The 26,358-nt window shown below is 39.7% G+C and carries 24 protein-coding genes; 11 read left to right on the forward strand and 13 right to left on the reverse strand.

The window, feature by feature from the left end:
• Positions 1 to 168 precede the first annotated feature (168 nt).
• Together DPX34_RS01110 and DPX34_RS01115 are read right to left on the reverse strand one after the other, a co-directional pair.
• Positions 169 to 987, reverse strand: a complete 819-nt coding sequence (locus DPX34_RS01110) for a CheR family methyltransferase (protein ID WP_111976566.1) — start codon at positions 985 to 987, stop codon at positions 169 to 171.
• 17 nt (positions 988 to 1,004) lie between these two features.
• Positions 1,005 to 1,928 carry a chemotaxis protein CheV gene (locus DPX34_RS01115; protein ID WP_111976567.1) on the reverse strand — a complete coding sequence of 308 codons (924 nt, stop codon included), beginning with the start codon at positions 1,926 to 1,928 and terminating at the stop codon, positions 1,005 to 1,007.
• 160 nt (positions 1,929 to 2,088) lie between these two features.
• Here DPX34_RS01115 and flgA point away from each other — a divergent pair, with 160 nt between their 5' ends.
• The 4 genes from flgA to DPX34_RS01135 all read left to right on the forward strand — a co-directional run bounded on the left by flgA (position 2,089) and on the right by DPX34_RS01135 (position 5,756).
• Positions 2,089 to 2,778 carry a flagellar basal body P-ring formation chaperone FlgA gene (flgA, locus tag DPX34_RS01120; protein WP_111976568.1) on the forward strand — a complete coding sequence of 230 codons (690 nt, stop codon included), beginning with the start codon at positions 2,089 to 2,091 and terminating at the stop codon, positions 2,776 to 2,778.
• A 73-nt stretch (positions 2,779 to 2,851) separates the two neighbouring features.
• On the forward strand, positions 2,852 to 3,169 hold the full coding sequence (gene flgM, locus DPX34_RS01125; RefSeq protein WP_111976569.1) for a flagellar biosynthesis anti-sigma factor FlgM: 318 nt from the start codon (positions 2,852 to 2,854) through the stop codon (positions 3,167 to 3,169).
• Between the two features lie 9 nt (positions 3,170 to 3,178).
• Positions 3,179 to 3,601 (forward strand): flagellar export chaperone FlgN, encoded by a 423-nt coding sequence (flgN, locus tag DPX34_RS01130; protein WP_232824617.1) that lies wholly within the window; start codon positions 3,179 to 3,181, stop codon positions 3,599 to 3,601.
• 274 nt (positions 3,602 to 3,875) lie between these two features.
• The gene (locus DPX34_RS01135; protein ID WP_111976571.1) at positions 3,876 to 5,756 is read left to right on the forward strand and encodes a cation:proton antiporter; all 1,881 of its coding nucleotides are present in this window, start codon (positions 3,876 to 3,878) and stop codon (positions 5,754 to 5,756) included.
• 451 nt (positions 5,757 to 6,207) lie between these two features.
• Here the strand turns inward: DPX34_RS01135 and DPX34_RS01140 are convergent, their stop codons facing one another.
• The 8 genes from DPX34_RS01140 to fadI all read right to left on the reverse strand — a co-directional run bounded on the left by DPX34_RS01140 (position 6,208) and on the right by fadI (position 13,542).
• The gene (locus DPX34_RS01140) at positions 6,208 to 6,882 is read right to left on the reverse strand and encodes a 2OG-Fe(II) oxygenase (protein WP_111976572.1); all 675 of its coding nucleotides are present in this window, start codon (positions 6,880 to 6,882) and stop codon (positions 6,208 to 6,210) included.
• Positions 6,883 to 6,976: 94 nt separating this feature from the next.
• Positions 6,977 to 7,231: a hypothetical protein gene (locus DPX34_RS01145; protein WP_111976573.1), complete on the reverse strand. Its 255-nt coding sequence runs from the start codon at positions 7,229 to 7,231 to the stop codon at positions 6,977 to 6,979.
• Between the two features lie 56 nt (positions 7,232 to 7,287).
• Positions 7,288 to 7,647, reverse strand: coding sequence for a ribonuclease E inhibitor RraB (gene rraB, locus DPX34_RS01150; protein WP_111976574.1), 360 nt, complete (start codon positions 7,645 to 7,647; stop codon positions 7,288 to 7,290).
• A gap of 11 nt (positions 7,648 to 7,658) precedes the next feature.
• Complete coding sequence (locus DPX34_RS01155; protein WP_111976575.1) at positions 7,659 to 8,393, reverse strand: 1-acylglycerol-3-phosphate O-acyltransferase; 735 nt, start codon at positions 8,391 to 8,393, stop codon at positions 7,659 to 7,661.
• Positions 8,394 to 8,545: 152 nt separating this feature from the next.
• Positions 8,546 to 9,058: a hypothetical protein gene (locus DPX34_RS01160; RefSeq protein WP_111976576.1), complete on the reverse strand. Its 513-nt coding sequence runs from the start codon at positions 9,056 to 9,058 to the stop codon at positions 8,546 to 8,548.
• A 49-nt stretch (positions 9,059 to 9,107) separates the two neighbouring features.
• Complete coding sequence (locus DPX34_RS01165; RefSeq protein WP_111976577.1) at positions 9,108 to 9,812, reverse strand: tRNA1(Val) (adenine(37)-N6)-methyltransferase; 705 nt, start codon at positions 9,810 to 9,812, stop codon at positions 9,108 to 9,110.
• Between the two features lie 258 nt (positions 9,813 to 10,070).
• Positions 10,071 to 12,224, reverse strand: coding sequence for a fatty acid oxidation complex subunit alpha FadJ (fadJ, locus tag DPX34_RS01170; protein WP_111976578.1), 2,154 nt, complete (start codon positions 12,222 to 12,224; stop codon positions 10,071 to 10,073).
• A gap of 10 nt (positions 12,225 to 12,234) precedes the next feature.
• The gene (gene fadI / locus DPX34_RS01175; protein ID WP_111976579.1) at positions 12,235 to 13,542 is read right to left on the reverse strand and encodes an acetyl-CoA C-acyltransferase FadI; all 1,308 of its coding nucleotides are present in this window, start codon (positions 13,540 to 13,542) and stop codon (positions 12,235 to 12,237) included.
• Between the two features lie 317 nt (positions 13,543 to 13,859).
• Between fadI and DPX34_RS01180 the strand changes: the two genes are divergently transcribed.
• From DPX34_RS01180 to DPX34_RS01205, 6 genes are read left to right on the forward strand one after another with little or no spacing between them, the layout of a single operon-like run.
• Complete coding sequence (locus DPX34_RS01180; RefSeq protein WP_111976580.1) at positions 13,860 to 14,816, forward strand: AAA family ATPase; 957 nt, start codon at positions 13,860 to 13,862, stop codon at positions 14,814 to 14,816.
• Positions 14,817 to 14,824: 8 nt separating this feature from the next.
• Positions 14,825 to 15,775: a DUF58 domain-containing protein gene (locus DPX34_RS01185; protein WP_111976581.1), complete on the forward strand. Its 951-nt coding sequence runs from the start codon at positions 14,825 to 14,827 to the stop codon at positions 15,773 to 15,775.
• Positions 15,775 to 16,368, forward strand: coding sequence for a DUF4381 domain-containing protein (locus DPX34_RS01190; RefSeq protein WP_111976582.1), 594 nt, complete (start codon positions 15,775 to 15,777; stop codon positions 16,366 to 16,368). Before DPX34_RS01185 ends, DPX34_RS01190 begins: the two co-directional genes overlap by 1 nt.
• Positions 16,361 to 17,380 (forward strand): VWA domain-containing protein, encoded by a 1,020-nt coding sequence (locus DPX34_RS01195; RefSeq protein ID WP_111976583.1) that lies wholly within the window; start codon positions 16,361 to 16,363, stop codon positions 17,378 to 17,380. Before DPX34_RS01190 ends, DPX34_RS01195 begins: the two co-directional genes overlap by 8 nt.
• Complete coding sequence (locus DPX34_RS01200) at positions 17,373 to 19,253, forward strand: vWA domain-containing protein (protein ID WP_111976584.1); 1,881 nt, start codon at positions 17,373 to 17,375, stop codon at positions 19,251 to 19,253. The genes DPX34_RS01195 and DPX34_RS01200 overlap by 8 nt, the downstream gene beginning before the upstream one ends.
• Positions 19,247 to 20,938, forward strand: a complete 1,692-nt coding sequence (locus DPX34_RS01205) for a BatD family protein (protein WP_111976585.1) — start codon at positions 19,247 to 19,249, stop codon at positions 20,936 to 20,938. The genes DPX34_RS01200 and DPX34_RS01205 overlap by 7 nt, the downstream gene beginning before the upstream one ends.
• A gap of 486 nt (positions 20,939 to 21,424) precedes the next feature.
• Here the strand turns inward: DPX34_RS01205 and DPX34_RS22220 are convergent, their stop codons facing one another.
• Positions 21,425 to 21,547, reverse strand: a complete 123-nt coding sequence (locus DPX34_RS22220) for a hypothetical protein (RefSeq protein WP_269815492.1) — start codon at positions 21,545 to 21,547, stop codon at positions 21,425 to 21,427.
• A gap of 599 nt (positions 21,548 to 22,146) precedes the next feature.
• Positions 22,147 to 23,676: a CYTH domain-containing protein gene (locus DPX34_RS01210; protein ID WP_111976586.1), complete on the reverse strand. Its 1,530-nt coding sequence runs from the start codon at positions 23,674 to 23,676 to the stop codon at positions 22,147 to 22,149.
• Between the two features lie 504 nt (positions 23,677 to 24,180).
• Here DPX34_RS01210 and DPX34_RS01215 point away from each other — a divergent pair.
• Complete coding sequence (locus tag DPX34_RS01215; RefSeq protein WP_157964583.1) at positions 24,181 to 24,807, forward strand: TIGR04211 family SH3 domain-containing protein; 627 nt, start codon at positions 24,181 to 24,183, stop codon at positions 24,805 to 24,807.
• 109 nt (positions 24,808 to 24,916) lie between these two features.
• Here the strand turns inward: DPX34_RS01215 and yegD are convergent, their stop codons facing one another.
• Positions 24,917 to 26,311 (reverse strand): molecular chaperone, encoded by a 1,395-nt coding sequence (gene yegD / locus DPX34_RS01220; protein ID WP_111976588.1) that lies wholly within the window; start codon positions 26,309 to 26,311, stop codon positions 24,917 to 24,919.
• Positions 26,312 to 26,358: the final 47 nt, after the last annotated feature.

The following is a 26,358-nucleotide window of genomic DNA, read 5'->3' on the forward strand; positions in this document are numbered from 1 at the left end:
TAAAGATTAGATTGAATAACGTTTTATTGGCTTTACGCCTTAACGTTTAACCTTAGAATTCAACTTGAGGCTTAGGGTTTGAGATTTGAGACTTGAGATTTGAGATTTGAGATTTGAGATTTGAGATTTGAGATTTGAGGTTACGCTTTAATCAGTAACCTCAATCGTTTATTTTTTCTTACGATAAATAATACCTGGGTTGCAACGTTGCATTTCAAACTCGTCACTTAACCCTGTAATCGATTCAGAAGCACCTAAAAATAAATACCCATCTGGGTTTAACGCTTTTGCAAACTGTGACAATATTTTACTTTTTAGATCAGCAGAAAAGTAAATTAAAACATTGCGACAAAAAATCACATCAAACTTACCCAGTAAAGCGTAACTATCTAATAAGTTAACTTGCCTAAACGAAGTCATACGGCGGATATCAGCTTTCAAACGCATGTTGCCATTTTCAGCTTGTTCAAAAAACTGTCTTTTACGTTCGGGTGATAACCCACGACCTAACGCTAAATTGTCATATTCGCCTCGTTTGCACATTTCTAACATCGACGGTGAAATATCAGTACCCAAGATTTGTACATTACCTTGGGTTGGAAAACGCTTTTTGTGTTCCATCGCCGTCATGGCTATAGAATACGGTTCTTGGCCGCTTGAAGACGCCGCCGACCATATTTTAATAGGCTTATTGCCGTATGACGGAAAAATATCCTTTTCAAGTAATTGGAAAGGATAAGAATCTCTAAACCAGAGTGTTTCATTGGTTGTCATTGCATCAACTACAGCAGCACGTAAATTGCGCTCTGATATGCTCGTCGTTTTCTTTAATAATTCAGACAAAGATTCAAAACCAAATTTAGTCATTAAAGGACTTAATCTGCTTTTTACCAGATACTGTTTATTATCACCGAGAACGATACCGCATTGATGCTCTAAAAAAGTACAAAAGTGTTTATATTCACTCTCTTGAATATTCTTGGCCACGTGTTTATCTCAATAAATTAATCAGCGTTTAACCATTTTTGTACGGCACCAGCAAGCTCATCAGGATTAAATTTTGCGATAAAATCATCAGCCCCAACTTTGTCTACCATAGCATGGTTAAATACACCACTTAATGAAGTATGCAACACAACTCGCAGTCGAGCCAGTTGAGGATTGTTTTTTATTTCGGCGGTTAAGGTGTAACCGTCCATTTCTGGCATTTCAATATCAGAAATCAGCAACGCCACTTTATCACTTACATCACCAGTTTCTTCAGCCAAAACACTTAATTGTTTTAATGCATCTCGCCCATTTACCGCTAAACGGATCGGAATACCAAAGCCTTCTAATGCTCTTTTAACTTGATTTCGAGCGACTGAAGAGTCATCTGCAATAAAAATACATTTTTCAGACATATCTTTGTCGATTGGTGTATTAATGATTTCATCGCTCACTTCGGTCGACATCGGCATTATTTCATTGAGAATTTTTTCTACATCTAATATTTCGACCAATTCCTTATCAACTTCAGTCACGGCAGTTAAATAACTCAATTTACCCGTCCCTTTCGGTGGCGGCATAATTGATTCCCAATTAATGTTAATTATTCGCTCGACAGAGTCGACTAAAAAGCCTTGCACTGAGCGATTATATTCAGCAATGATAATAAAGCAGTTTTGAATATTCTGAATTTGTCTTCCACCCGTAGCGGCACTCAAATCGATCACAGAGATCGTTTGACCGCGGATATGCGCAATTCCTCTAACATAAGGGTTCCGCTTAGGTAAAGATGTTAATTTAGGACATTGTAAAACTTCACGAACCTTAAAAACATTTATACCATATCGCTGCCGACCATTTAATTTAAACAGTAATAATTCAAGTCTGTTTTGTCCGACGAGTTGAGTACGTTGGTTTACAGAATCGAGTAATCCGGCCATTGCATTCTCCAGTTCGTTTAATAACGGCTCATTTTTTGCTTAGTTCTAATTAAGCCTGATAACGTTAGTATTTTGACACTTATACAACGTTAATTTATAACGTTTTTTTCAATAAGCCTAGCAAGATTGAAAAAATGTTTATTTATAAAGAGTAGCACTAATGAAACGTTTTTCATTTATAATCGTAATATTAAGTTTATTATCGCTAAACCAAGCGTTTGCACAATCTTATACACATCAAGATATACAACAAATAGCAATAGAACACGCTGAAAGCGTATATCCAGCCGATAGCGCTGAAAATGTCAAAGGTGTAGCCTCTTCACTTGACAGTCGAATCACAATTAAACCTTGTGAAACAGACTTATCGGCAACAGCGCCAAATATTTCAGCTTTTTCTCGTAACTTAACCGTAAGAATACGCTGCTTAGATCAACAAGGTTGGTCTTTGTATGTGCCAGTACAGATGAAAGTCTTAGTACCTATTCTAGTCGCGACCCAAAATATTGCCAAAGGAGATGTCATTGATTCTTCAGTTTTACGTGTAGCGATGCTAGATAAGTCGTATGCACGTAAAGATAGCTTAACAAATGCAGAAAAAGTAATTGGTTCTAAAGCAAAACAACAAATTTTGGCAGGACGCGCTATAATGAATGATAATCTTTGCTTTGTATGTAAGAGCGAACTGGTTACAATAGAAGCGACGACAGGTTCTTTAACGGTAAAAGCATCTGGATATGCCTTAAGTGATGGTAGTTACGGCGATGTAATTAGAGTGCGAAATAGCTCTTCAAATCGTATAATCAATGCGCGAGTGAGTGATATAGGAAAAGTACAAATTTCACTCTAAAATAACTAAAGGTTTTCGGCAAATAACCGATACATAAAGTGAAGATAAATTATTATCGGTAGTGAGAATTAAAATGGCTATAAATATCAATAACTTGAATAATGCACAGGTTAACGCTAGACAAGTAGAGCAGCAAAATACTCAGCAAAAGGGAGCTAATGCTCCACAGAGTGCTCAAAATCAAGCTGCGGCGGCACGCCCGGATTCGGTTTCTTTAACGAATTCAGCCCAACAAATGGGCACAGCGCAGAAAAAAGCACAAAATGCGTCTGGTTTTGATCAAGAAAAAGTAGACAAAATAAAACTGGAAATCAGTGAAGGCCGTTATAAAGTTAATGCTGATAAATTAGCAGCTAACATTATTTCAGCTGAAGGCAAGTTGTTCGGGTAATAGTAATTGATGAAAATCGCACTTGACGTTTTAACGCAACAATTAAAAAATCTAGACAAGTTGACTAATTTATTAGCCGCTGAGTTAGAGGCGTTTACAAAACGACAACCTGATAACATCATTACTATAGCCGAACAAAAAATTCAGTTACTCAATGAAATAACCGACATTGATATACAACTTGCGGCCTTACCTGATCTTGAGCAAATAAAAAAAGAACCGAGTATCAAACAGCTCATTACGCAATGTGATGAAAAGCTCACTGCGCTCAAAACACAAAACTCAGTTAATGAACGCGTTATAAAGACAAGCTTGAATAACGTATCTCGACTAAAGCAATCGCTATTATCACTTAAAAATGCAGATGCAATGACCTATGATAAAAAAGGCCAAGCGATGACGCAAACTTTAGGCACGGGCATAAAAGCTTAATTTCTCTCTCTTTATTACCTAATACAAATCACAATACTCATAATAAGCTCCTGCTAAAGTAATCTAACCAGCCTATTGCATAATACCGTCGCACTGATAACATTTGTTAAGTACATAATGTGTGAACTCATAAATGCTCAAGCCTCTTTAACCTGCTCGTTCTAGGCCCTTGAGTATAATTACATGCATCCTTATTTTCTACGAGTGACCCAATGGATATGACGTCGCGACTAATCACTTTTTCTTTTTTCAAATTAATTAACTGAGACGATACATGATCGATCCAATTATTCTTTTAGTGGGTGTAGGTTTACTCTCTATTGCGAGTCAATATTTTGCATACAAGATACGTATACCGGCTATTTTACCTTTGCTTATTACCGGTATTTTATTAGGACCTACTTTTGGTGTACTCGACCCTGATGCTTTATTTGGTTCCCTACTATTCCCGCTTGTTTCGTTATCAGTCGCCATCATCTTATTTGAAGGCGCGCTTACACTTAAATTTGAAGATTTAGGTGGCCACGGGGCGATGGTTCGTAATTTGTGCACCGTCGGAGCAGCGATAACTTGGGCTATCGCTACCCCTGTTGCTCATTACGCGCTCGATATGTCTTGGCAAATAGCGTTCTTGTTTGGTGCAATAATAACAGTAACAGGCCCAACCGTTATTGTGCCAATGCTGCGCTCTATTCGCCCAACCACAAAAGTCGCTAATATTTTAAAATGGGAAGGCATCATAATTGACCCCGTAGGGGCTTTATTAGCGGTATTGGTATATGAATATATCGTTTCAACTCAGGACGCACTATTCCATACACTTATTACATTTGGCTTAGTCTTATTAGTCGGTTTAGGTATTGGCGTAATTATGGGCTTTATTTTGGGGCTTACATTACGCAAAAATTGGCTACCTCATTACCTCGAAAATACAGCAGTACTGACTTTAATGTTAGGTGCATTTGCACTATCTAATGCGATCGCACACGAATCAGGTTTACTGACCGTTACAGTGATGGGTATTTTGATGGCAAATATGAAAAATGTTGATGTTGATCACATACTCGAATTTAAAGAAACACTCAGCGTATTACTTATTTCGGCCTTGTTTATTTTATTAGCAGCACGCCTCGATTTTGGCTCTATTATTCAAGTTGGCTGGGGCGCGATTTTAGTTATTCTCGCTATTATGTTTGTCGCGAGGCCAATATCGGTTTTAGTCTCTTCTGTGGGTACAGGTCTAAACTGGCGAGAACTCGGGCTACTCAGTTGGATAGCACCACGAGGTATTGTGGCTGCTGCTGTTTCAGCGCTATTTGCCTTAAAGCTGGAAGAGCTCGGATATGCAGAAGCCGATTTATTAGTGCCGATGGTTTTCTTAGTTATTATTACCACCGTTGTGATACAAAGCTTAACGTCGGTCCACGTTGCTCGAGCCCTGAATATGCGATCACCAGCACCAAACGGCTTTCTTATTTTTGGCGGCAGTAAGTTTGCAAGAATGTTTGCAGCTGAATTAATGAACAAAAAAATTCAGGTCTATATAGCCGACACTAACTGGGATGCGATACGACAAGCTAGAATGGCTAACATACCCACTTATTATGGTAACCCGATATCAGAACATGCACGCCGTACACTTGATTTAACGGCGATGGGGCAGGTCCTTGTGATGTCACCATACCGACAGTTAAACCCCTTGGTAACCTATCACTTTGAACACCAAATGGGCAAAGGTTCAGTATTAGGCTTAAGCGGTAATGAGCAAGAAAACCGAGCAAGTCATCAAATATCAGAATCATATGCAAAAAAGATGGGCTTGTTTGCAGAAGGCATCACTTACGCAAGATTAGCCGGTTTAGTAAATAAAGGGGCTACTTTAAAAACAACAGGCTTATCAAGCTCTTTTACATTAAAAAATTACAAAGAAACGTACGGTACGAGAGCGCTGCCCCTTTGTGCTATTTCGCCAACCGGCCGATTATTCATTTATACAATCTCACATGAGTTTAAACCCAAATCAGACTGGCAAATAATTAGCTTAATAACACCTGAAACCGCAGAGGAAAAAGCAACCCGTGAAGCGAAACAACTCGCAGAACAACAAGAAAAAGAACAAATAGAACGACAACCTAAACCGGCCAGCGATTTTTAAATATTAGACTTTAAACGTAAAGGGTCAACTTGCCAGATCCACTAGATCAGGTCAGTTGTATAGTCTTCTCGCTCAGGTTTTATGGTTCATTGTCAGCGCTTACTCTCGACTTTGGCTCCTGCGTCGTTCTAACACCTAAATCCATTTAGGCGGCCCCAATCACATAATAGAGCATATGCTCATGGGGTCTCGAAGCTTGCCTGCATGGATGCAGGTAAGGGGCGAGAGCAGGACGCGGTAGCTTTGCCTGCATGGATGCAGGTAAGGGGCGAGAGCAGGACGCGGTAGCTTTGACGGCTTTGCTTACATGGATGTAAGTACTGAGGTTTCGTCTGGAACTAGAAACCTGCCCCTAAAAACCGATCGCTTTGACTATATGAATGCGATTCTGATAAGCAAAATTTAAAACTCAGCTTAAAGCATTGTGTTAATGACTTAAGCTGAGCTTTGATTACTTAGGTGGATCAACTCGATCTTTTTGCGAAGTATTTAAACGATACCAGCCAGCGATAGAATAGCGGTCACGAGTGGCAGGTAAAACCTCATGCGGAAAGTCTTCACTCAAAAAAGCGACAATAGTTGCAAATGAAGGTGTTACTTTAACTTGAGCTACATCCGTATCACTCGGTAAATATATGACTAATTCCCCGCCATCATCTAAATTCCATTGCGGGTTTAAGTAAACCACAACAGACAAAACACGATTTGCTTCACCTTTAAAAGCATCTAAATGCGTTTTATAGAAATCACCCGGTGCATAATGGGCAAAATGACTTTCAAATGAAAACAAACCTAAGAACAACCGACGGTTTAAATACTGTTGTAATTCGTATGTCCATTTAAGCCATGCTGTACCGATTTCAGTATCACCATTAATCCAACAAATTTCATCGGTTCTAACAAACTGATTAACAATATGTAGATCATCCCGCCCCGTACCGGCTGAATCAAATTTTTGCTCTGGCATCACCTGTAAATACTGATACAAACCATCAGCCAAATAGCTAGGTAGCGCGTTAGGCAATACACTGTAGCCTTTACTATAAATATCGTCAGCTAAGTTATTAAACAAAGATTCATTAACTAACGCTACCTCTGATAACTCAACCGCATGTGATGTAAACATTTAATAAGACACTCAAAAAAATTAAGGCGTGATAAATAAGCTTTTTTTAAGTATTAGGCAAGAAAAATATACCAGGAATTGAAAAAGGGAGTTTTTAGTCGAATTGCACTTTCGAAGGGGTTAAACCAAACTCAGCGCAAGGGCGAATATCTAAACGTTGTTCATCTTCTAATTCATCGTCATCAGAAAAACAAATTACCAATTCTTTATTTTTTAACGCATTCACCACTTGTTCAGCCATATTCGCATCAACACAATATGAAGAATCAAAATCGGCACGACGCGATAACCAATCTTTCGCTAAGCTGATTAATGTATCACTATCAATTAATTTAGGATTAACAAACACAATAAAACCTTATAAAAAAATAAGCTGAAAACCCATGTTTTCAGCTGATATATTCATTAATCATTCTGCTCAGGATCGATAAACTCAGTGCCCCAACCGTCGTAATCAATGCCAAACTCTTTAGCTAATAACGCCATTTCTTTCGTCTGAGCATTTATTTTTTCAACATCAAGAATACATTCTGCGATCACATCAAATGATAAAATCTCTACATCATCATCCGTTATAAATTCTTCAGCATCTGTCGCTTCAAAACCTTTTTTATAAGCCATAACGGCCGCTTTTTCTAGCAGGTCAAAATCTTCAGATGAAAAATGATGCTCAATAACATAAGTAGCGCTTGGATCACTACCGTCTTCTAACAAGGAATCAACGACCATTTGATTAAATGCAAGCGGGTTATCTTGAAATTCCATAGGGTAATGCCTTATTTTAAATGTTGATTTAATTCTGCAACTTCTGAATCAAGTTGTTCAAGTTTGTCAGCTAATAGCGTTCTAAACTCATCAGCCGCTAAACGCGAGTTATTTTGTTGCGCTAAGGTTAATGCTTGTGGAGCCATAACCTCAACAATAACAGTGCCATTATCCCAACGGTTTAGTTTGATTTTTCCGGTAGTCGTACTCATACAAATCGGCATAATAGGCACATTGGCGGCTTGAGCTAATTCAAATGCACCGCGTTTAAATTTAAGTAAACCTTTGCCGTATGAACGTGTTCCTTCAGGAAACATCCAAACCGATACATTTTTTTCATTCATGTATTTAGCGGTATCTTTTAAAGTTGAAATCGCGGCGCGACGGTCTTGACGATTAATTAAAATATTACCCGAGAGCCAATATAACCAACCAAAAAAAGGAATAAGTCTTAAACTTTTTTTACCAATAGTGACACCTCTAGCCGGTAAAGCCCCACTGATTGTAAAAATATCATAACTGTTTTGGTGATTTGCAACGATTAATACGGGACTTGCAGGATCGGTTTCCATTGCTTTACGAATAATCAGTTTCACACCCAACATTTTAGAGAGTTTGCTAAAAAGGTTAGCAAATACACGAGCATTAGCAGGGTTAAATGGTCTTAACAAACAAAACAGAACGCCAAAAACGCCGGTAAAAACAATAAAAAGAGCAATAATAATTAATCGAATAAACGCTAACAAGGCTTCCCCCGAACAGGTAATAATACAAATGAGTATAAAAAGAGGCGCAATTATAACCCTTTGTCAGCATAATAACAGCAACCCATTGTGACCTAATTCATCTTTTTAACTTAATGACACATTCATTAAAGCTTTAACCCTGGATGTGTAAATTAACTGCGTTTTTCTTTATCAAAATAGCGGTTATTAGGCCACTTTTGCTCATCACCCGCGGTTGCGGTTTCTTTACATTCGCCCCAAAAATATAAGCTGTCATCTGTTTCTTCACTATCGAGCTCAATATAACCATTACGACAATAGCCTTTAACCGTTAAATATTGATTAAGCATATTATTAAAACGCCCTCTTTCGACTGACTTAGCTTTACCTTGACGACGTTCACCTTTTGGTTTTTCAGCAGGTTGGCTACGACGTTGTGCATGAATAGCCCCATCAGCAGCAACTTCAGCAACATTGCGTCTAATTTGATGATTCAAATTGCGCACAGGGTCAACTTTATAAATAAACCACTTGCTGCCATCTGATGTTATTTGGGTTAAAAAGCGTTCTCGATATTCTTCTTTGGTGGGTTCAGCGGCACAAGCGCTCAATAAAACAGCTAAGGCGAGTACACAGCTCAAACGTAACTTAGCTTTTATGCTTAAAAACAAAGCAAAGGGGTTCATAATAATACAACAATAAATATAAGATAAAAGCACTCTAACAACTAAGTGGTTAAAAGTTCAAATAATATTCTCGGCAAAGCGCTTTATATTCTGGACTGTATTCCATACCAAGCGTGTAGATATTAACCTCTTCTTGCAATACGTGTTGTGGCTCAGCATCTTTAATAAACCGTAACAACACGCGCTTCGCTAATTTTGTGGGCTTAGTTTTAACAAACAAGGCAGCAGATAATGTCAAACCTTGACCGCTAGCCAATTCAATCATTGAATCAACGTTATCAGCAGGGATCACACACTCAAAACATCCAGCCGTATTTAAACGACGACTCACTTCTTTTAATAATACAGGCCAGGTTAATTCCCCCGTATGCCGAGCTAATTGTCGCGCAGGCTCAAAATGTTGCCCCGATGAAAAATAAGGTGGATTAGAAATAATCAAATCAAAGTGAGTTTGCTTAAGCATTTGAATAGGTGTATTTATCACTTCAACCTGCTTGACCCAAGGCGTAATTTTTACGTTCTCTAATGCTTGTTTAGCGGCTGATTTATCAAATTCACACGCTACAATTTGAGAATTACCCTGTGCTTTTTGCGCTAGCATAATAGCCAGTAAACCACTGCCAGTTCCGATATCTAAAATTTTTTGGTGTGTATGATTAATCGCACTCCAGCTGCCTAACATGATACTGTCAGTACCCACTTTCATCGCGCATTGATCATCAGCAATATGAAATTGCTTAAATGTAAAAGCCATAATTTAAGACCTATACCTATACCTATAAAAGTAAAACGCCAACAGCCCCTAAATTAAGCAAGCAATGTTTATCAAAATAGAAAAGCCGGGCTGATTATACCGAGATCCCAAAAACGATTTAAATCTAAATATTTTACCATGTTCAGGTTTATTGCAGATAAGCTTAAATTATAAAGCAGGTATAATGATAACTGAAAAAAGAAAGCCACACAGAAATCAAACTCAATGACCGTGTGGCTTAGTCTCTAATAAAAAAGCTTAATAAAATGTTTTATTTTCTTCAGCCATCTGCAGCAAAGAATCACATGGCGTAAAACGAGAACCAAAACGGGATTCAAAATGCGCTAAACGCGAAACAACATGCTCAGCGCCCAATGCATCGATATAGCGGAAAGGGCCACCTAAAAACGGCGGGAAACCAATGCCAAATATAGCACCAATATCACCATCGCGAGCATTACGAATAATCCCCTCCTCTAAACAACGAGCCGCTTCATTTAGCATTTGCATAACGCAGCGTTCAGTCACTTCCTCTGCATTTAACTTTTGCACAGGCGTGACACCTAACAAGGTATAAACACTCTCGTCGACTAATTTACCGGGTTTAACTCCTGTTAAACGTTGAAATTGATTTAAGTCGTATAAATAAAACCCTCGACTGTTCTTTTTGCCCTTACGATCATCATGCAATAACGCATCAAAAGTCGTTGGCATTGCAAAGCGATCACCAAAAGCGTCGGTCAATATCGGACCTATTTTACTACCAACATCAATGCCCACTTCATCGAGTAATTTTAATGCACCAACCGGAAAACCAAATTGAGCTAATGCTTTATCAATTAAATCAATGGGTTCACCCGCTAACACTAAATTAGCAGCTTCATTCATATACAGCGCTAAAATACGATTAACATAAAACCCAGCTCCATCTTTAACGACAATCGGGGTTTTGCCTTGCTTACGGGCAAAGTCTATCGTGGTCGCGATCGTTTGCTCACTGGTTTTTTCATGTACAATAATTTCCGCTAGTGGCATTTTATCGACAGGCGAAAAATAATGTAAGCCAATCACATTTTCTGGTCTTTGGGCTTTTGCTGCGATCTCTGTAATCGGTAAAGAGGATGTGTTTGAGGCAAAAATAGTATGGTCAGCACAATGTGTTTCAACATCGGCTACCATCGCTTGTTTAAGTTCAATATCTTCAAAAACAGCTTCAATTACGATATCGACATCCCGCACATTGGTATATTCAACGGTGCCCGACAATTGCATCATATTTTTTTGTAAAGCCGCTTCGGTAATAAAACGGCGCTTAGCTTTTTTATGCCATAAATTGTAACTATAACGTAATGCATTGCTTATCCCCTGCTGAGAGACATCTTTAATACGCGCGGGTATCTTAGCTTTATCAACCGTTACATAGGCAATGCCACCACCCATTAACCCCCCACCTAATATCAACGCTTTTTTAATCAGCGTTGGCTTGGCGGTTATACCTGTTTCTTTTTTCTGATCAACGGTCGCAAAAAATAAGTTTCTTAACTGTTGGCTTTCAGGGGTTTGTTTTAATTCACCAAACAATCGAGCTTCAGTTCGTAAGCCCGCTTGTAAGCTTTTTTGTTCAATGCCGGCTTGTACGGCTTCAATAATTTTACTGGGTGCGGGATAATTACCTAAGGTTTTTTTCTCAACCGCCTTTAACGCTTGATCAAACAAAATACCGCGACCAAATGAATTACGCTCGAGTATTTTCCCCAGTAAATTCAATTTAACTTTACGTTTAGCGGGCATACCTTTCGCGATCAGCTTTTCGGCTACCGATATTAATATCGTTTGAGGAACAACATCATCAACCAAACCTTTTTTCAATGCTTGTTTTGCTCTAACCTGCTTCCCCGTTAACATCATATCTAAAGCCGCTTGCAAGCCGACTTTTTGCGGTAATCGTTGTGTACCGCCACTTCCAGGTAACAACCCAAGTTTAACTTCAGGTAACCCTAATTGTGTTTTTTCATCATCAGTTGCAACACGATAATGACAAGCTAAAGCAAATTCGAGCCCACCACCTAAGCAAATCCCGTGAATGGCCGCCACAAACGGTACATTAAATTGTTCGATACGATTAAAAACATGTTGGCCACTTGCGGCTAATGCCGTCGCTTCAATATTATTTGCACAGGCATCCAGCATTTTGACATCGGCACCCGCGACAAACGAATCCGGTTTACCGCTTTTAATGATCACGCCTTTTAAATTGGCTTCAGTTGCCAATTTATCCAGCAAATGTTCGACTTCTTCAATGGTTTGTTTACTCAATACATTCATGCTTTCGTCTGGCACATCAAGTGTGACTAAAGCAATATTATTGCTGGTCATTTCATATGAGAAATGCGCTAACTCTATATCAGTCATCATTTGCTCCTTATTCGCTTTCTACGATCATAGCAGCGCCTAAACCACCGGCCGCACAAGCCGTGGTTAAACCGACTCCACCACCACGCCGTTTTAATTCATTTAATGTTTGAGTAATCAATCGAGTTCCCGTAGCAGCAAAAGGATGTCCATAAGCTAACGAGCCACCATTTACATTAAATTTAGCCATATCAATTTCACCAATTGCGTCATTTAAACCCAGCTGTTCTTGCGCAAACTTTTTACTGGCAAACATTTTCATATTGGCCAGAGTTTGTGCAGCAAACGCTTCATGCATTTCAATCACATCGAGATCAGCTAAATTCATGCCGGCTTTAGCTAAGGCTTTAGGCGTTGCATAACTCGGCCCCATTAGCATATCTTGCCAAACATCAATGGCTGTAAAAGCGTAACTGCGAATATAACCAATAGGGTTATAACCAAGGGCTTTAGCTTGATCTTCTCGCATTAATAAAATGGCAGAAGCACCATCCGTTAACGGTGTGCTATTGGCTGCCGAAACCGAGCCATGTTTACGATCAAAAGCCGGTCTTAATTTAGCGTAAGATTCTAAGGTTGAATCAAAACGAATATTGTTGTCGCAATCTAAATACGATTTATAAGGTGCAGCATGGGCAACCATAACTTCATCGGCTAATTTTTTATTATTCCAAGCATCAGCAGCAAGTTGATGTGAACGGTGAGCCAAAGCATCTTGATCAGCTCGGCTAATATGATGAGTTTTGGCCATTTGTTCCGCTGTTTGTCCCATACTCAAACCGGTTGAATATTCAGCCACCGCTGGCGGAACAGGCAATAAGTCAGCTAAACGTAAGCGTTTAATAATAGTTAAACGTTGGCCTAGGCTACGTGCTTTATTTAAATCAACTAACGCTCGGGCTAATTTTTTAGAAACACCAATCGGTAATACTGAAGACGAATCCGCTCCGCCTGCAATCCCGACACTGATATTGCCCGCCATAATAGACTCACAAATATTCGCCGTGCTTTGAAAACTAGTTGCACACGCTCGGCTCACACTATAAGCATCAGTGCTAACATCCATTCCGGTGCCCAAAACAATTTCACGTGCAATATTAGGTGCAGCAGGCATTTGCACTACTTGACCGTAAACAACTTGCTCAACTAATTTAGGATCGAGTTCGGTTTTTAGTAATAATTCATTAACCACCATTTTGCCCATATCAAGCGCCGACACGCCATGAAAATAGGTTGCTTGCTTAGCAAATGGGGTTCGTAAACCAGATACAACGGCAATACGTTGGCCATCTGATGTTTTGATTGGATATTGACTCATAAAATCTCCGAGCTAGCCTAGAGTGGTCAGACCTGTTAGTTATTTGTTATTTTAAGCTTAGATTAAAATGAAAAGCAACCTTTTTAAACGCTTGTTTGAAACACGCCTACTTCCAATAATAGGATCATTTTAGCGTTATGTAATTAAACATTAATAAGTTAACTCTATTAATTTCGCTTTAATTTAAGTTAACGGGGAACTAACGATTAATTTTACAGACAAAAGTGATTCGCCGAAGAGCAATGGGTTGAAATACAAGGATTTGCCCTTATAACCTTTCCAGTTCACTTTTTTATAACAACAAGATTTCATTAATTATGTCTGTCGCTAAATTTAAACAACTCAAAAAATATCTCGATTCTCAAGTTATCGGACAGCCGGCGCTAACCGAAAACATATTAATAGCCTTGTTAGCTAATGGTCACCTTTTAGTAGAAGGTCCGCCGGGTTTAGCAAAAACTCGCGCCATTAACGCTCTAGCGCAAGGGGTTGAAGGAGACTTCCACCGCGTACAATTTACACCTGATTTGTTACCCGCCGATTTAACCGGTACTGACATTTACCGTCCTGAAACCGGTAATTTTGTGTTTCAACAAGGCCCATTATTTCATAATTTAATTTTAGCGGACGAAATAAACCGAGCACCCGCCAAGGTGCAATCAGCATTACTTGAAGCCATGGCCGAAAAACAAATTACAGTCGGACGAACAACTTATAAACTGCCAGACTTATTTTTAGTCATGGCAACACAAAACCCTTTAGAGCAAGAAGGTACATACCCACTACCAGAAGCTCAACTCGACCGTTTTTTAATGCACTTAGAAGTTGAATATCCAGGTGCCGAAACAGAGAAAGCCATATTACAGCTAACCCGTAATGAAGCATTACACGAAACCGTTGAGCCACCGAGTGATTTAACCCAAGAAACCATCTTTGCAGCTCGTGAAGAAGTGCTTAGTATTCATATGGCGCCAGAGTTAGAAGACTATTTAGTCGACTTAATAATAGCCACACGCCAACCTGAAAAATATGACGCTGATCTCGCAAAATGGATAGGTTATGGAGCCAGCCCACGTGCAACCATTGCCGTTGACCGTTGTGCCCGTGCTAAAGCGTGGTTGGCTGAACGCGATTTTGTGACGCCAGAAGATATTCAAGCCGTATTCCATAATGCATTACGTCATCGTTTGTTGCTCACATACGAAGCCGAAGCTGACGGTATAACGGCAACCGCAGTATTAAATAAAATTTTATCACTTGTCGCTGTACCATAACGCTCATTATGCCTAAAACACTTCAAGAAAATAACGCAGCCCGATTGGCGTGGTTACAACGCATTAAAGCCAATGGCATTGATGCCAGTATTAACGAATTGCTCTATTACCGCAGCAAAACCGGCTTATTAAATTTAGAACCCCGATTTGCAAATCAATCTAAATTAGCCGGTAACTACCTCGCTAAATCAAAAGGCCGTGGCATGGAGTTTGACGAAGTACGTCACTACCAACACGGCGACGACCCGAGAATGATTGATTGGCGTGTCACTGCGCGTACCGGCACAACGCACACTAAATTATTTAGAGAAGAAAAAGAACGCCCCATTTTTATACTCACAGATTTAAGCTCATCCATGCAATTTGGTACTGAATTACTATATAAATCAGTACAAGCGAGTCACTTAGCGGCTTTGCTGGCTTGGAATGCAAAAAAACGCGGTGATCGAATTGGCGGTATCGTCTTTAATCAATTTCAGCATATGGAATTAAAACCACGCTCTCGCCAGCAAAGTGTTTTGCATTATTTACATGCACTTAATGCATTAAGCCAACCACAAACCGATTTAAAAACGCAATCTAATTTTGCTGAAGCCTGTTCGCGCATTAGACGACTCGCTCGTCCCGGTGCATTAGTTAATATTATTAGTGATTTTAGTCAATTAGACCCGGTGAGTATTCAGCATTTAAGCCAGCTGAGTCGGCATTGTGAATTACGCGCGTATCGGATCCAAGATCCACTCGAAATTGCGTTACCGCAAGTTAACGCTAAACAAGCGCTGCAAGTAACCGATGGCAAAAATCCAGGTATTTTGAGCCTGGGTGATAAACAAACAGACATGCAATACCGTCATGAGGCCGCTTTATATTTAGCTGAACAAAATAAGTGGTTACAGAAATGTCGATGCCAAGTACAAGATATTAGTGCTGGTATTCCATTAGAGGAGCAACTAGCCTAATGCTCACACGCTTTTTGCTAATGAATGCCATTAGCCCACAATTAACGGCGGCGACAAATAGCCCTCATGCACCTCAACCGCATGGACAAGGTATGCAACTCCCTAACGACCCAATGGCGGCGTTTAAAGATGTCGCATTACCCGAGCCAACCAGCACATTACCCGCTATCGGCTGGTGGATTTTAGGCGGGATCATTATTGTGAGTTTGATCGTTTGTTTAAAACTCATTTGGACGCATTATAAAAACAGCCAAGCGCGCCGAGAGGCTATCCAAGCCGTTAATGCGGCAAGCTCAGCAAGCGAATTAAATAGAATACTCAAGCAAGCGACTTTAGCTTATTTCCCTCGTGAAGACGTGGCCGCTTTAACCGGCGTAACCTGGTATCAATTTTTAAGTCGTCACATCAAAAAAAATAAAGCAGAACGCGTTTGTCCGGCACTCAAATTAATGATTGAGCAGTTATACCAGCCAAACGCGCAACAACTCAGTTCAGGCCAATTAACGCAGTTTAAAACCGCAAGTGCTAATTGGTTGCAACTCGCTTTGCCACCCAAAAAAATCAATCAAAAAGCGGAGGTAAAACATGTTTGAATTTGCTTGGCTTTGGGCCTTTTTATTGTTGCCTTTACCGCTTTTATATCGATTGTTACCCAAAAAATCATCGAACCAGTCTGCTGCACTTAAAGCTCCGATTTGGCATATGCATAAACAAGTCTCAACTGAAATAAACGAGGCCAAAGCTTCGCGTTTAATCTTGCCAAGCTTAATTTGGGTTTTATTAATTATTGCCGCGGCACGTCCACAATATTTAGACGAACCTATTAGTTTACCCACTGAAGGTCGCGATATCATGTTAGCGGTTGATTTATCCGGCTCTATGCAAGCAGAAGACATGAGTATAAATGGGCAAAGTGTTGATCGATTAATGATGACTAAATACGTCATGCAAGATTTTATACAACGCCGTATAGGTGACCGTTTAGGGTTAATTTTATTTGCTGATACGGCTTACTTACAAACCCCACTCACCCGTGATCGCAATATCGTCAGTAAAATGTTAAGTGAATCATTGCTTGGCTTAGTGGGTGAACGCACCGCAATCGGTGATGCTATTGGTTTAGCAGCCAAACGCTTTAAATTACATGAAGAATCTAATCGTATATTAGTTTTACTTACCGATGGCCAAAATACTGCTGGTAATTTACAACCCAACGAAGCACTCGAACTTGCGTTAGCAGAAGGGATTAAAATTTACACGATCGGCGTGGCTTCTGATCAAGTTTTATCTCGAGGTTTATTTGGTTTAAGCCAACAACGTGCAGATGCTGATTTAGATGAAGACTTACTGCATTCACTCGCTGAAAAAACCGGTGGTAAATATTTTCGTGCTAAAAACACAGGTCAATTAGAGCAAATATATAAAATTCTCGATCAGTTAGAACCCGTAAATTCAGATGCCGTTAAACTTCGCCCACTCACCGCCCTTTTTTATTGGCCACTGGCGCTCGCATTTTTATTAAGTTTAATACCCGCTTTATATACCATCATAAGCCAAATTCAATGGCCTTGGTTAGCGTTAAGAAAAGGAGCCAAACATGGCTGATTTTCACTTTATTCGTCCGTTATGGCTACTTAGCCTGATCCCATTATTATTCATACTTTGGCAATTGCAACGGGTCAGTTGGGCTCGGTCTGGTTGGCAAGGCATTATTCCTAAACACTTAGTTCAGCATTTGTTAGAAGGCCAACAAAGTCGACAAAGAGCCCCTTTAGCTCTAATCGGATTTGTCTGGTTAGTGTTAACGATTGCATTAGCGGGCCCTACTTGGCAGCGCATACCGCAACCCATTTTTGAAGCGCAAGCGGGTAAAGTGATTTTATTAGATATGTCGATGTCGATGCGGGCGACTGACATAACCCCAGATCGCTTAACGCGTGCACGCTTTAAAGCAATGGAATTAGTCGGTCAAATAACCGAAGGTGATATCGGTCTAGTGGCTTATGCCGGTGACGCTTTTGTCATCAGTCCGTTAACGCCCGATAGTAACAACCTAGTCACACTCGTACCCAGCTTAACCCCCGATATAATGCCCGTTGCAGGCAGTGATCCTATATTAGGGTTAAGTAAGGCCACCGAATTATTACAAGATGCAGGTTATGCTGAAGGTGACATAATTTGGATAACCGATGGGGTTGATTACCAAGACATGGAAGACCTGAATGTATTTGCTCAAGAAACGCAATACCGTTTATTAACCCTTGGTATTGGCAGTGCCGGCGGCGCGCCGATTAAATTAGCGAACGGTGATTTAATGCGCGATGCCTACGGTGCGATTGTGATCCCAAAATTAGATGCTCGTTTATTACAATCGATTAGCCATAAAACCAATGGCGTTTATATCGACATGACACCCGACGACAGCGATATAGCGTTGCTCATTCAACTCCTTAGTCAGGTTGATAGTATCAAAGAAAACAACGATGAAAACGATCAACAACTCGGTGATCAATGGCATGAAGCCGGTCCTTGGTTAGTTTTACTCATACTCCCTTTAGCCGCCTACGCATTTCGACGTGGCGTTATTTATTCACTACTGCCTTTTGTATTTGTATTAACCGGTTTATTTCCTAAACCGGTGCAAGCGGCGATTTGGGATAACTTATGGAAAACGGCTGACCAACAAGGTCAAGAAGCCTTTAAAAACGAAGACTATGCAAGTGCAGAGCAACATTTTCAAGATAAGCGTTGGCAAGCCGCTAGCCAGCTCAAACAAGGTAACTATGAAGGGGCAATCGAAACCCTGTCAGAATTTAATGATGCAGAGTCGCTATACAACAAAGGCAATGCATTAGCCAATATGGGTAAACTTGATGAAGCGATTAAAAGTTACGAGCAAGCCCTAAAACAACAACCTGATTTTGAAAATGCTAAGCGCAACAAAGCACTTGCAGAGCAACTGAAACAACAACAAGAGCAGCAAAATCAAGACAGCGACCAAAACCAAGACGGAGAGAAACAAGACGGCGAACAGCAAGATCAACAAGGTGAAAACCAAGATCAGCAAAACGGCGATCAAAGTAACGAACAAAATAACGAAAACAAAGAATCAGGCGAAGAAGGCCAACAATCAGCCGACCAACAAGAACAGCAAAATGGCGAACAAAGTGAAGAAGACTCAGCGCAAACAGCCGAAGAGAAAGCACAACAAGCCGCTGAAGAAAAAGCAGAACAAGAAGCCAAAGAACAAGCAGAACAACAAGAAGGTGAACAGCAAGAAGGCGATGAAACACAACAGCCACAAACAGCAGAGTTAACCGATGAAGAAAGACAAAACCAAGAACAACAACAAGTTATTCAAAAACTTTTGAATAAAGTAGAAGATGATCCTGCTTTTTTATTACGTCGAAAAATGGCGATAGAAGCAAACGAAAGACAACGAACTCAACAGCCTAAGGGAGTTAACAAAACATGGTAAGCCGCCTTCGTAACCCTATTATTTTTTGCTTACTGACGTTAATCAGCTTAACAAGTCATGCCGCCACTCAAGTGATCGCATCCGTCGATAGAAACCCCATTATTGCAAACGAATCGGTCGATTTGTTAGTTCGTGTAAACGAGCATGTCAGCAACAATGCGTTAGATACCAGCGCCTTAAACAAAGACTTTAGAGTTATTGGCAATTCAACCAGCACTGAAACGCGTATTGTTAATGGCCAAACAACCCGTATCACCAGCTTCACAGTCCGTTTAATGCCTAAAAAAGCCGGTACGTTGATCATTCCGGCTTTAACGATCAATGGTGCTGCATCAACCCCGATAAACTTGCAGGTGCAACCACAAAATACACAGCAACAACAAACTCAAGATATTTTTGTTGAAGCGTCCGTCTCAAATAATGAAGTGTGGTTACATCAACAAATTAAATATACTGTTAAATTATATTTAGGTTTACAACTTGAACGAGGCAGCTTAAGTCAACCTGAACTCCCCGGTGCCATTATTGAACAAGTCGGCAAAGACCGAGAATCAGAGCAATTAAGCAATGGCCGTCGATTTCATGTTATAGAACGTGACTATGCCATCACCCCACAACGCAGTGGAGAGTTTACCTTAGCATCGCCAGTATTTAATGGTGAAGTAGTGATATCCGGCAATCGTCGATCTTTATTTAGTCGTTCACAAACCAAGAGCATATCGGCCATTGGTGATGAAGTTAAACTGAATGTTAAACCCATACCAAACAACTACCCTGGTCATTGGTTACCCAGTAAAATGGTGCAACTATACGATGAAGTGACACCACAACATGGCTACGTTGTAGGCGAACCGATCACGCGCACAATCACATTAACCGCGCTAGATGTCGCAGCAGAGTTGTTACCCGAATTAAGTATTCAACACGGTAACGATGTAAAAATATATCCAGCTCAAGCTGAAACACACACCAAAGCTCGAGGACAAGATGTTATCGCTCAACGCATAGAAAGCATGGCGATAGTGCCCAACCAAGCTGGTAAAGTAACGTTACCGGCCGTTACTGTTACGTGGTGGAACACACAATTTGAGCGTATTGAAAAAGCAGAACTAGCCGCACGTGAAATCACCGTAGCCCCCGCTAAAGTCACACAAACAACCGCGGTGCCAAGCAGTTTAAACCCAACAGTCGTTCAGCAAGATACGTCAGATAACACCACAACAACCATTGAGTACCAAAATGAACCTTGGGCTTGGAACAACGTTAGTTGGTTATTAAGTGGGCTATGGTTAGCAACCTTGATCGGATTATTAGGTTTAATATTAAATAAACCACGCGCGGTTAAAACAATAGATAAATCACAACAACACGCAGATAATGAAAAACGCGCTTGGAGCCGCTTAATTAAAGCCTGCAAACAATCAGACCGCAGTGAAATACAAACACAGTTGCCACTTTGGACGAGTGCATTTTTGCAACAAGCCCACATCAGTAATTTACATTTAGCCACTGACGCACTCAATGATAAACAACTCACCGACTTGCTCGCTCAAATGCATGCTTGTCAATTTTCTAAGCAACCGTCGGCTTGGAATGCAGATGACTTAAGCCAAAGCTTACACCGTATTCGAAAAGATCACTGGCATAATAATAAAACAGCCGTTTTACCGACATTAAACCCTTAATTGAATCCTAGGTTAGTTAATTGAATAAGGTCGTTAAGGGTAAGCATTATCGGCGTGAGCATTTAGCTTGCGCCTGCTGCATAATGTCATGAAAATTGACGATTTGAGCCAGGCTTTAAACGCCCCTAAACCAATCAATGACAAAGATTTAGATTTAGAGAAAGTGTAAAAATCACATGCTGAAGTGGATTAAATAACGAGGTAGAGTATAACGCTTAAGAAGGTCAATTGGTGGGTTAAAGAAGGGTGTGTTTCAAATAGTTGATTGAGCAAATTAACCTGCCTTCAATCGTTGTGTTTTTCTCGTTCAAATTTAGGCATTCAACCAACAAGGTGTAATAACAGCCTGTTGCTTAAATGCCAATATCCAACAAAGTGGATATTGTGGGCGAGTTATACCAATGATAGTTAATAAGTGATTAACGATGATGGGTATTACCTGCAAGGTTATTCATGACTAACCTCACCAACTCAAACCCTCTTAAATTAAGCGGCTTTTTTTAACGCTTTTTTAAGTGCTTTTAATTTGCTTTTTTGCTTAGCAACTTTAGCTTTTCTTGATTTGATTTCTTCTTTAAGTGATTTAACTTTTTTTGATACTTTGCTCATCATTATGACCTTAATTGAATTTAAATAAATTATGCTTGCGCATAGCTAAAATTTAAAATGTCATGATTTATTAGTCTTGGTGCTGTTTCAAGAACTGACGAATAAATTTTCGTATTTCTCTGGCAGCGCTCGTATCTAACTCATCACATAATTCGACAAACTGGTTTCTTTCGTCACCACTAATCCGAATAATTAACTGGCTATCTTTCTTGCTTTTTTTAGTCTTAGACTTTACTTCACTCAAAATAAACAACCAATCAACACTTCAAATGTATATACAATGTAGATGCATTAACTATACATGTCAAATAAAAAATATTTAATTTCTAGAACCACTTTTCTTTGTCATATCAATGACATTCAATACCAACGTAATTTGATCGCGGCATAGGCTTGATACTTAGTCGATCTAAGTCGAAAACCAATAACAAAGAGCAGAACGAGTGTAGTTTCAGATTGTAAGATAGCCTGACAGTTGAAAGGGCTCGCTGCCACGCCAGCAAGCAAGTGGTTATGCAAAGCTCAGGGCGCTTAATTTCAGGCAATAAAAAAGGTAGCGATTTAGCTACCTTTTTATGTAATAAGTTGAGCTAATATATTTATTCTAGCCAATAGGGGGTTGAATCAAGGGCACTGATACGAGAACGTTCCATCACCGATATTAACGTGTCGGTCTTATTGTTACACCATTTTAAAAGTTTTTTATCCCCCTGGTTTTTCACCAAATAATTAGCGAGTAACTTATAAGTATGTAACTCATTAATACCTTGTAATATATCCAGCCAAGGGGCTCTAAAAACCTGCCAATGCTCTTCTGAATATAACTGCCCAACACACAATCCAGTCATTAAGCTATGGCGTAAATTGGCTTCAGTAGCAAAATAATGCTCAGCCGTAAACGCTTGGTTAATCGGCATATCTTGTTTAACAGATTGCCAGCTTTGCTGCTGTAACGTATCAACTTGCTCAATTAATAATGAATTAAGATTAGCTTCAACGGTATCGTTATAACAGCGCCACGCTTTTTCGTATAACCATTTAACTAAATCAATAATTAATTGGCTATAAGCTTTACTGTGTAAAAGCTGCTCAATATCGTTAGTAGAAACAATAGCCGCTTTTTGTTGCGAAAATTCGCTGACTAATTCAGGGTAATTAGTCATACGCTTTTTAAAAGCACCTTTGCAAGCAGCAAGTTGATGTAAAGCATTCGCTTGTGGTAACCAAGCAAATGCCTGACAAATTTTATCCAGTTCATCAACAAAGTATTGAGTCGATTGTTTCGGTATCGCTTTTGAAAACAATGAAAAAGCATGCTTAATAAGCTCAATACCTGTCAACATTTCAGCCAATGATGATAATTTACCATTCGCTAAATACACTTCTTCGTGCGTTTGCCAATAACTTAAACCATGTTGAATAGTATTGATAAAGCACTGCTCTATCGTGGTATCGCTAAATGCTTTAACAGGGGTAATGCCTGATTTATTTTTTAATAGTTGGTTAGCATATAAACGGTAGCCACGAGCCGCCTTAGAGTCATTCGATAAGCGCAGTGGCAAAATATCAGTTAGACGTTTAGCTAAAGAAAACAAGGCTCTAACGTCACCATCTACTAACTCGATCTCTATCTCACGAATAGCCACGGACTCGTCACCCGCTTCAACTTCACCAAAATCCATGACTAACTCAACATGACTATTTTCATGTTCAAGTTCCCACTTGGTGCGCCTAAAGTTTGTAGTAAAAAGCGGTTTAAGCTGTTCTTGCAGATGTGATACATGCGCATGTTCAGGCCATATATCAGCCGGAAACAAACTTAAATCGGGCCGCATACTGTTTATTTCAACATTATATTCAGGGCGTTTATGCAAACCACCAATCACAGTGCCGGCGGTTTTAATTGTTTGCTCTGTATAACCATCAACCGCCCTAACCCGCAAACCAAAATCATACGAACGTAATAATTGGTCAGGTGTTTCAAAATAAGTATTTACAAGGCGTTTGCACGATTTAGCTTTTTCAATCGCGATATCAGCAACAAGCTCATCAATAGCCAGCGTGATCGGTGCAGGGTCGTTATCAACAAAAGGAGCAATAAAAAATTTAAGCTCTATCTCAGTTTCCATAAAATGTGGTTATACAAATTGTAAAAGATAAAGAACAGAAAATACCTAACTATGACGCTGAACGCAAGGTTGTTAGAAAAATGAAAACAAAAAACCAAGCCGCAAAATAGGTCGTCATCTAAAAATGAAAACACCTAACTAAAAACATTGAGAATATTTGCCAAATTTAGCGCAATAGCATAGGCTAGCGTTAATATACTCAAGGGCAAATAACGAAGCTATAGTCAAAGCGATCGGGTTTTAGGGGAGGCTGTCAAGCTTCGAGACGCCATGAGCATATGCTCTACTATGTGATTGGGGCCGCCTAAATGGATTTAGGTGTTAGAACGACGCAGGAGCCAAAGTCGAGAGTAAGCGTTGACACTGAACCATAAAACCTGAGCGAGAAGACTATAAAAACTTCGCTATATCGAATCAACCTTAAGTGATACTCACAGGTTAAAAATAATAATGATTTACGCTTATGTTTGCCGTAAATCTAAATAAAAACAGAGCGATATGTTTATGTTTCGACACATTTTATTAATTAGCACGCTAATGTTAGCGAATCCACTCTCAGCAGAAGAAGAGAATACAACACCTGAATCTCCGGCTTATGTCACCGATGATTTATCTATCTTTTTGCATACAGGTTCAAGTCGTAATTACCGTATTCAAGGCAGTGTAACGGCTGGGTCGTTGATCAGCATATTAGATAACAACCCTGAAACAGAATTTACGCAAATAGAAGACGATAAAGGTCGTGTCGGTTGGGTTGAATCAAAATACTTAACCCAAACCTCAGGTGTACGCCAAGCTTTAACCTCAGCCGAAGCAACAATACTAAGTCAAACAGCCGAATTAGAGGCATTAACGCAGCGTGTAGCTGAATTGACAGAAAACAATAATCAATACGAACAGCAGCTCAATGAATTCAAAAGTTCAGTTGCTGATTTAACCTCGAACCTGAATGCTAAAAATCAAGAGATTGCCAAACTAACTGAGTTAAGCGACAACAAAGCAACTCGTGAGCAACTACAATGGTTAATGAAAGGCGGCGGCGTTTTATTCTTTGGTTTATTAATCGGCTACATAATGGCGTTTATGCCAAAACGTAAAAAACGTAACGATTTTGGTTACGGTGATTTATAAAAAAGCCGTAAGTGACTCATAAAAAAGCCGTGAGTGATCAATTTATCACTCACGGCTGTTTTATTTATATGTGTCTCAATCTCTCTTGCGACGGCTAAAACGGTAACGGTTAAGCAAATATCCTATCTGACCACTTAGTTAAACCGGCCGTCACACTACCAAAATAATCGCCATCTAATAATGGTATCTCTTTTGTATTATCAGTTGCTTCGTTTACGGCTTCGATAACCGCTTGACGAAGCACGCTCGATTTAGCACTACCGCCCGTTAAATAAATAATATCGGGCTGAGCAGCCGCTACTTTAACGGCATCGGTAACCAATTCTTTTATCGCAATCAAAGGTTGTTTAATTGCTTCAGAGAAATGATTCAATTGGGCATCTTTTGTTAGTGCATCTTCAATGTAATCTAAAGAAAACTGAACCGTTTCATGTTCACTTAGGGCAATTTTGTTTAATTCAGCATCTCGCACTAAACGATGGTTTTGCTTTGTTTTTTGTAACTTAATTAAACGTTTAATTAAGTTACCTTGCTGCGCATCACGTGCGAGTTGATCTAGTGCATTTGCATTCGGTTGACTAAAAAAGTCGCTTTGCGCAGCAACATCGTTAGTGGCAACAGCGTTCCAAAAAAAGTTACGTGGTAATGTTTTGTTACTTTTAGAGAGAGTATCTAAACCAAATAAAGGCATTAAATGCTTAAAGGCAAAAAATATGTCTAAATCATTGCCGCCAACTCGTTTACCTGTATGCGCTAAAAAGTCAGCTTGGCGATCAACTGATTTTTGACGTTCGGGGCCCATTCGCACCATAGAGCAATCGGTTGTTCCCCCACCTATATCAACAACAAGCACGGTTTTTTCACTGGTTAATTGGCTTTCAAAATCAATTCCGGCCGCTAAAGGCTCAAACAAAAATTCAATATTTTGATAACCGCAACGTTTAGCCGCATTGGTTAAAATGGCGGTTGCTTGTTGGTTGCTTTTTTCAGCATGAGTCCCTTGAAAATTGACAGGTCGACCAATGACAACATTACGCAAATCAGTTTGTAAATGTGATTCTGCACGTTGCTTGACGGCAATCATCATAGCGGTGACCACATCTTCAAAAAAATCAATTTGCGTTTGCATTAAGCCACCCGCACCTAAAAACGATTTAGGTGATTTGACAAAAAAGCCTTCCTCAGGAAAATCAATATATTCTTCAATGGCTTGTTTACCCACAAAGGTATCGGCTTCATTACCTTGCAAGTCATGTATACGGCGCAGCGACGCTGTTTTTTGTAATGCTAGCGTTCGACTTTTTTGATAGGCGATTCGCTGCTCTTCTGAGCTGTGTTGCGCCATAATTTGATAAATGAAATTGTTAATGAGCCCTCTATCAAATGAATACAGGGTAGAAGGCATAAAACAATCTTGTTGATGCAAAGGTACCAATTTAACGTTACTTTGTTCCATCACACCTAAAGCACAGTGCGATGTTCCAAAATCTAATCCACAATCCATACGTTTTCCCCTTTACAGCAAACAAAAATAAAGCCGTGAATAATAGC

Origin of the sequence: Algibacillus agarilyticus, assembly GCF_003286125.1 — a bacterium.
Taxonomy (GTDB): Bacteria; Pseudomonadota; Gammaproteobacteria; order Enterobacterales; family Alteromonadaceae; genus Algibacillus; species Algibacillus agarilyticus.

Bases quoted from the DNA above. Each gene is read 5' to 3' on its own strand.
- DPX34_RS22220 (WP_269815492.1), bottom strand. From the start codon at position 21,547: ATGAGCAAAGTATCAAAAAAAGTTAAATCACTTAAAGAAGAAATCAAA.
- DPX34_RS01180 (WP_111976580.1), top strand. From the start codon at position 13,860: ATGTCTGTCGCTAAATTTAAACAACTCAAAAAATATCTCGATTCTCAA.
- fadJ (WP_111976578.1), bottom strand. From the start codon at position 12,224: ATGACTGATATAGAGTTAGCGCATTTCTCATATGAAATGACCAGCAAT.
- flgA (WP_111976568.1), top strand. From the start codon at position 2,089: ATGAAACGTTTTTCATTTATAATCGTAATATTAAGTTTATTATCGCTA.
- DPX34_RS01215 (WP_157964583.1), top strand. From the start codon at position 24,181: ATGTTTCGACACATTTTATTAATTAGCACGCTAATGTTAGCGAATCCA.
- flgM (WP_111976569.1), top strand. From the start codon at position 2,852: ATGGCTATAAATATCAATAACTTGAATAATGCACAGGTTAACGCTAGA.
- flgN (WP_232824617.1), top strand. From the start codon at position 3,179: ATGAAAATCGCACTTGACGTTTTAACGCAACAATTAAAAAATCTAGAC.
- DPX34_RS01205 (WP_111976585.1), top strand. From the start codon at position 19,247: ATGGTAAGCCGCCTTCGTAACCCTATTATTTTTTGCTTACTGACGTTA.
- DPX34_RS01135 (WP_111976571.1), top strand. From the start codon at position 3,876: ATGATCGATCCAATTATTCTTTTAGTGGGTGTAGGTTTACTCTCTATT.
- DPX34_RS01185 (WP_111976581.1), top strand. From the start codon at position 14,825: ATGCCTAAAACACTTCAAGAAAATAACGCAGCCCGATTGGCGTGGTTA.
- DPX34_RS01160 (WP_111976576.1), bottom strand. From the start codon at position 9,058: ATGAACCCCTTTGCTTTGTTTTTAAGCATAAAAGCTAAGTTACGTTTG.
- yegD (WP_111976588.1), bottom strand. From the start codon at position 26,311: ATGGATTGTGGATTAGATTTTGGAACATCGCACTGTGCTTTAGGTGTG.
- DPX34_RS01200 (WP_111976584.1), top strand. From the start codon at position 17,373: ATGGCTGATTTTCACTTTATTCGTCCGTTATGGCTACTTAGCCTGATC.
- DPX34_RS01165 (WP_111976577.1), bottom strand. From the start codon at position 9,812: ATGGCTTTTACATTTAAGCAATTTCATATTGCTGATGATCAATGCGCG.
- DPX34_RS01210 (WP_111976586.1), bottom strand. From the start codon at position 23,676: ATGGAAACTGAGATAGAGCTTAAATTTTTTATTGCTCCTTTTGTTGAT.
- fadI (WP_111976579.1), bottom strand. From the start codon at position 13,542: ATGAGTCAATATCCAATCAAAACATCAGATGGCCAACGTATTGCCGTT.
- DPX34_RS01195 (WP_111976583.1), top strand. From the start codon at position 16,361: ATGTTTGAATTTGCTTGGCTTTGGGCCTTTTTATTGTTGCCTTTACCG.
- rraB (WP_111976574.1), bottom strand. From the start codon at position 7,647: ATGGAATTTCAAGATAACCCGCTTGCATTTAATCAAATGGTCGTTGAT.
- DPX34_RS01190 (WP_111976582.1), top strand. From the start codon at position 15,775: ATGCTCACACGCTTTTTGCTAATGAATGCCATTAGCCCACAATTAACG.
- DPX34_RS01115 (WP_111976567.1), bottom strand. From the start codon at position 1,928: ATGGCCGGATTACTCGATTCTGTAAACCAACGTACTCAACTCGTCGGA.
- DPX34_RS01140 (WP_111976572.1), bottom strand. From the start codon at position 6,882: ATGTTTACATCACATGCGGTTGAGTTATCAGAGGTAGCGTTAGTTAAT.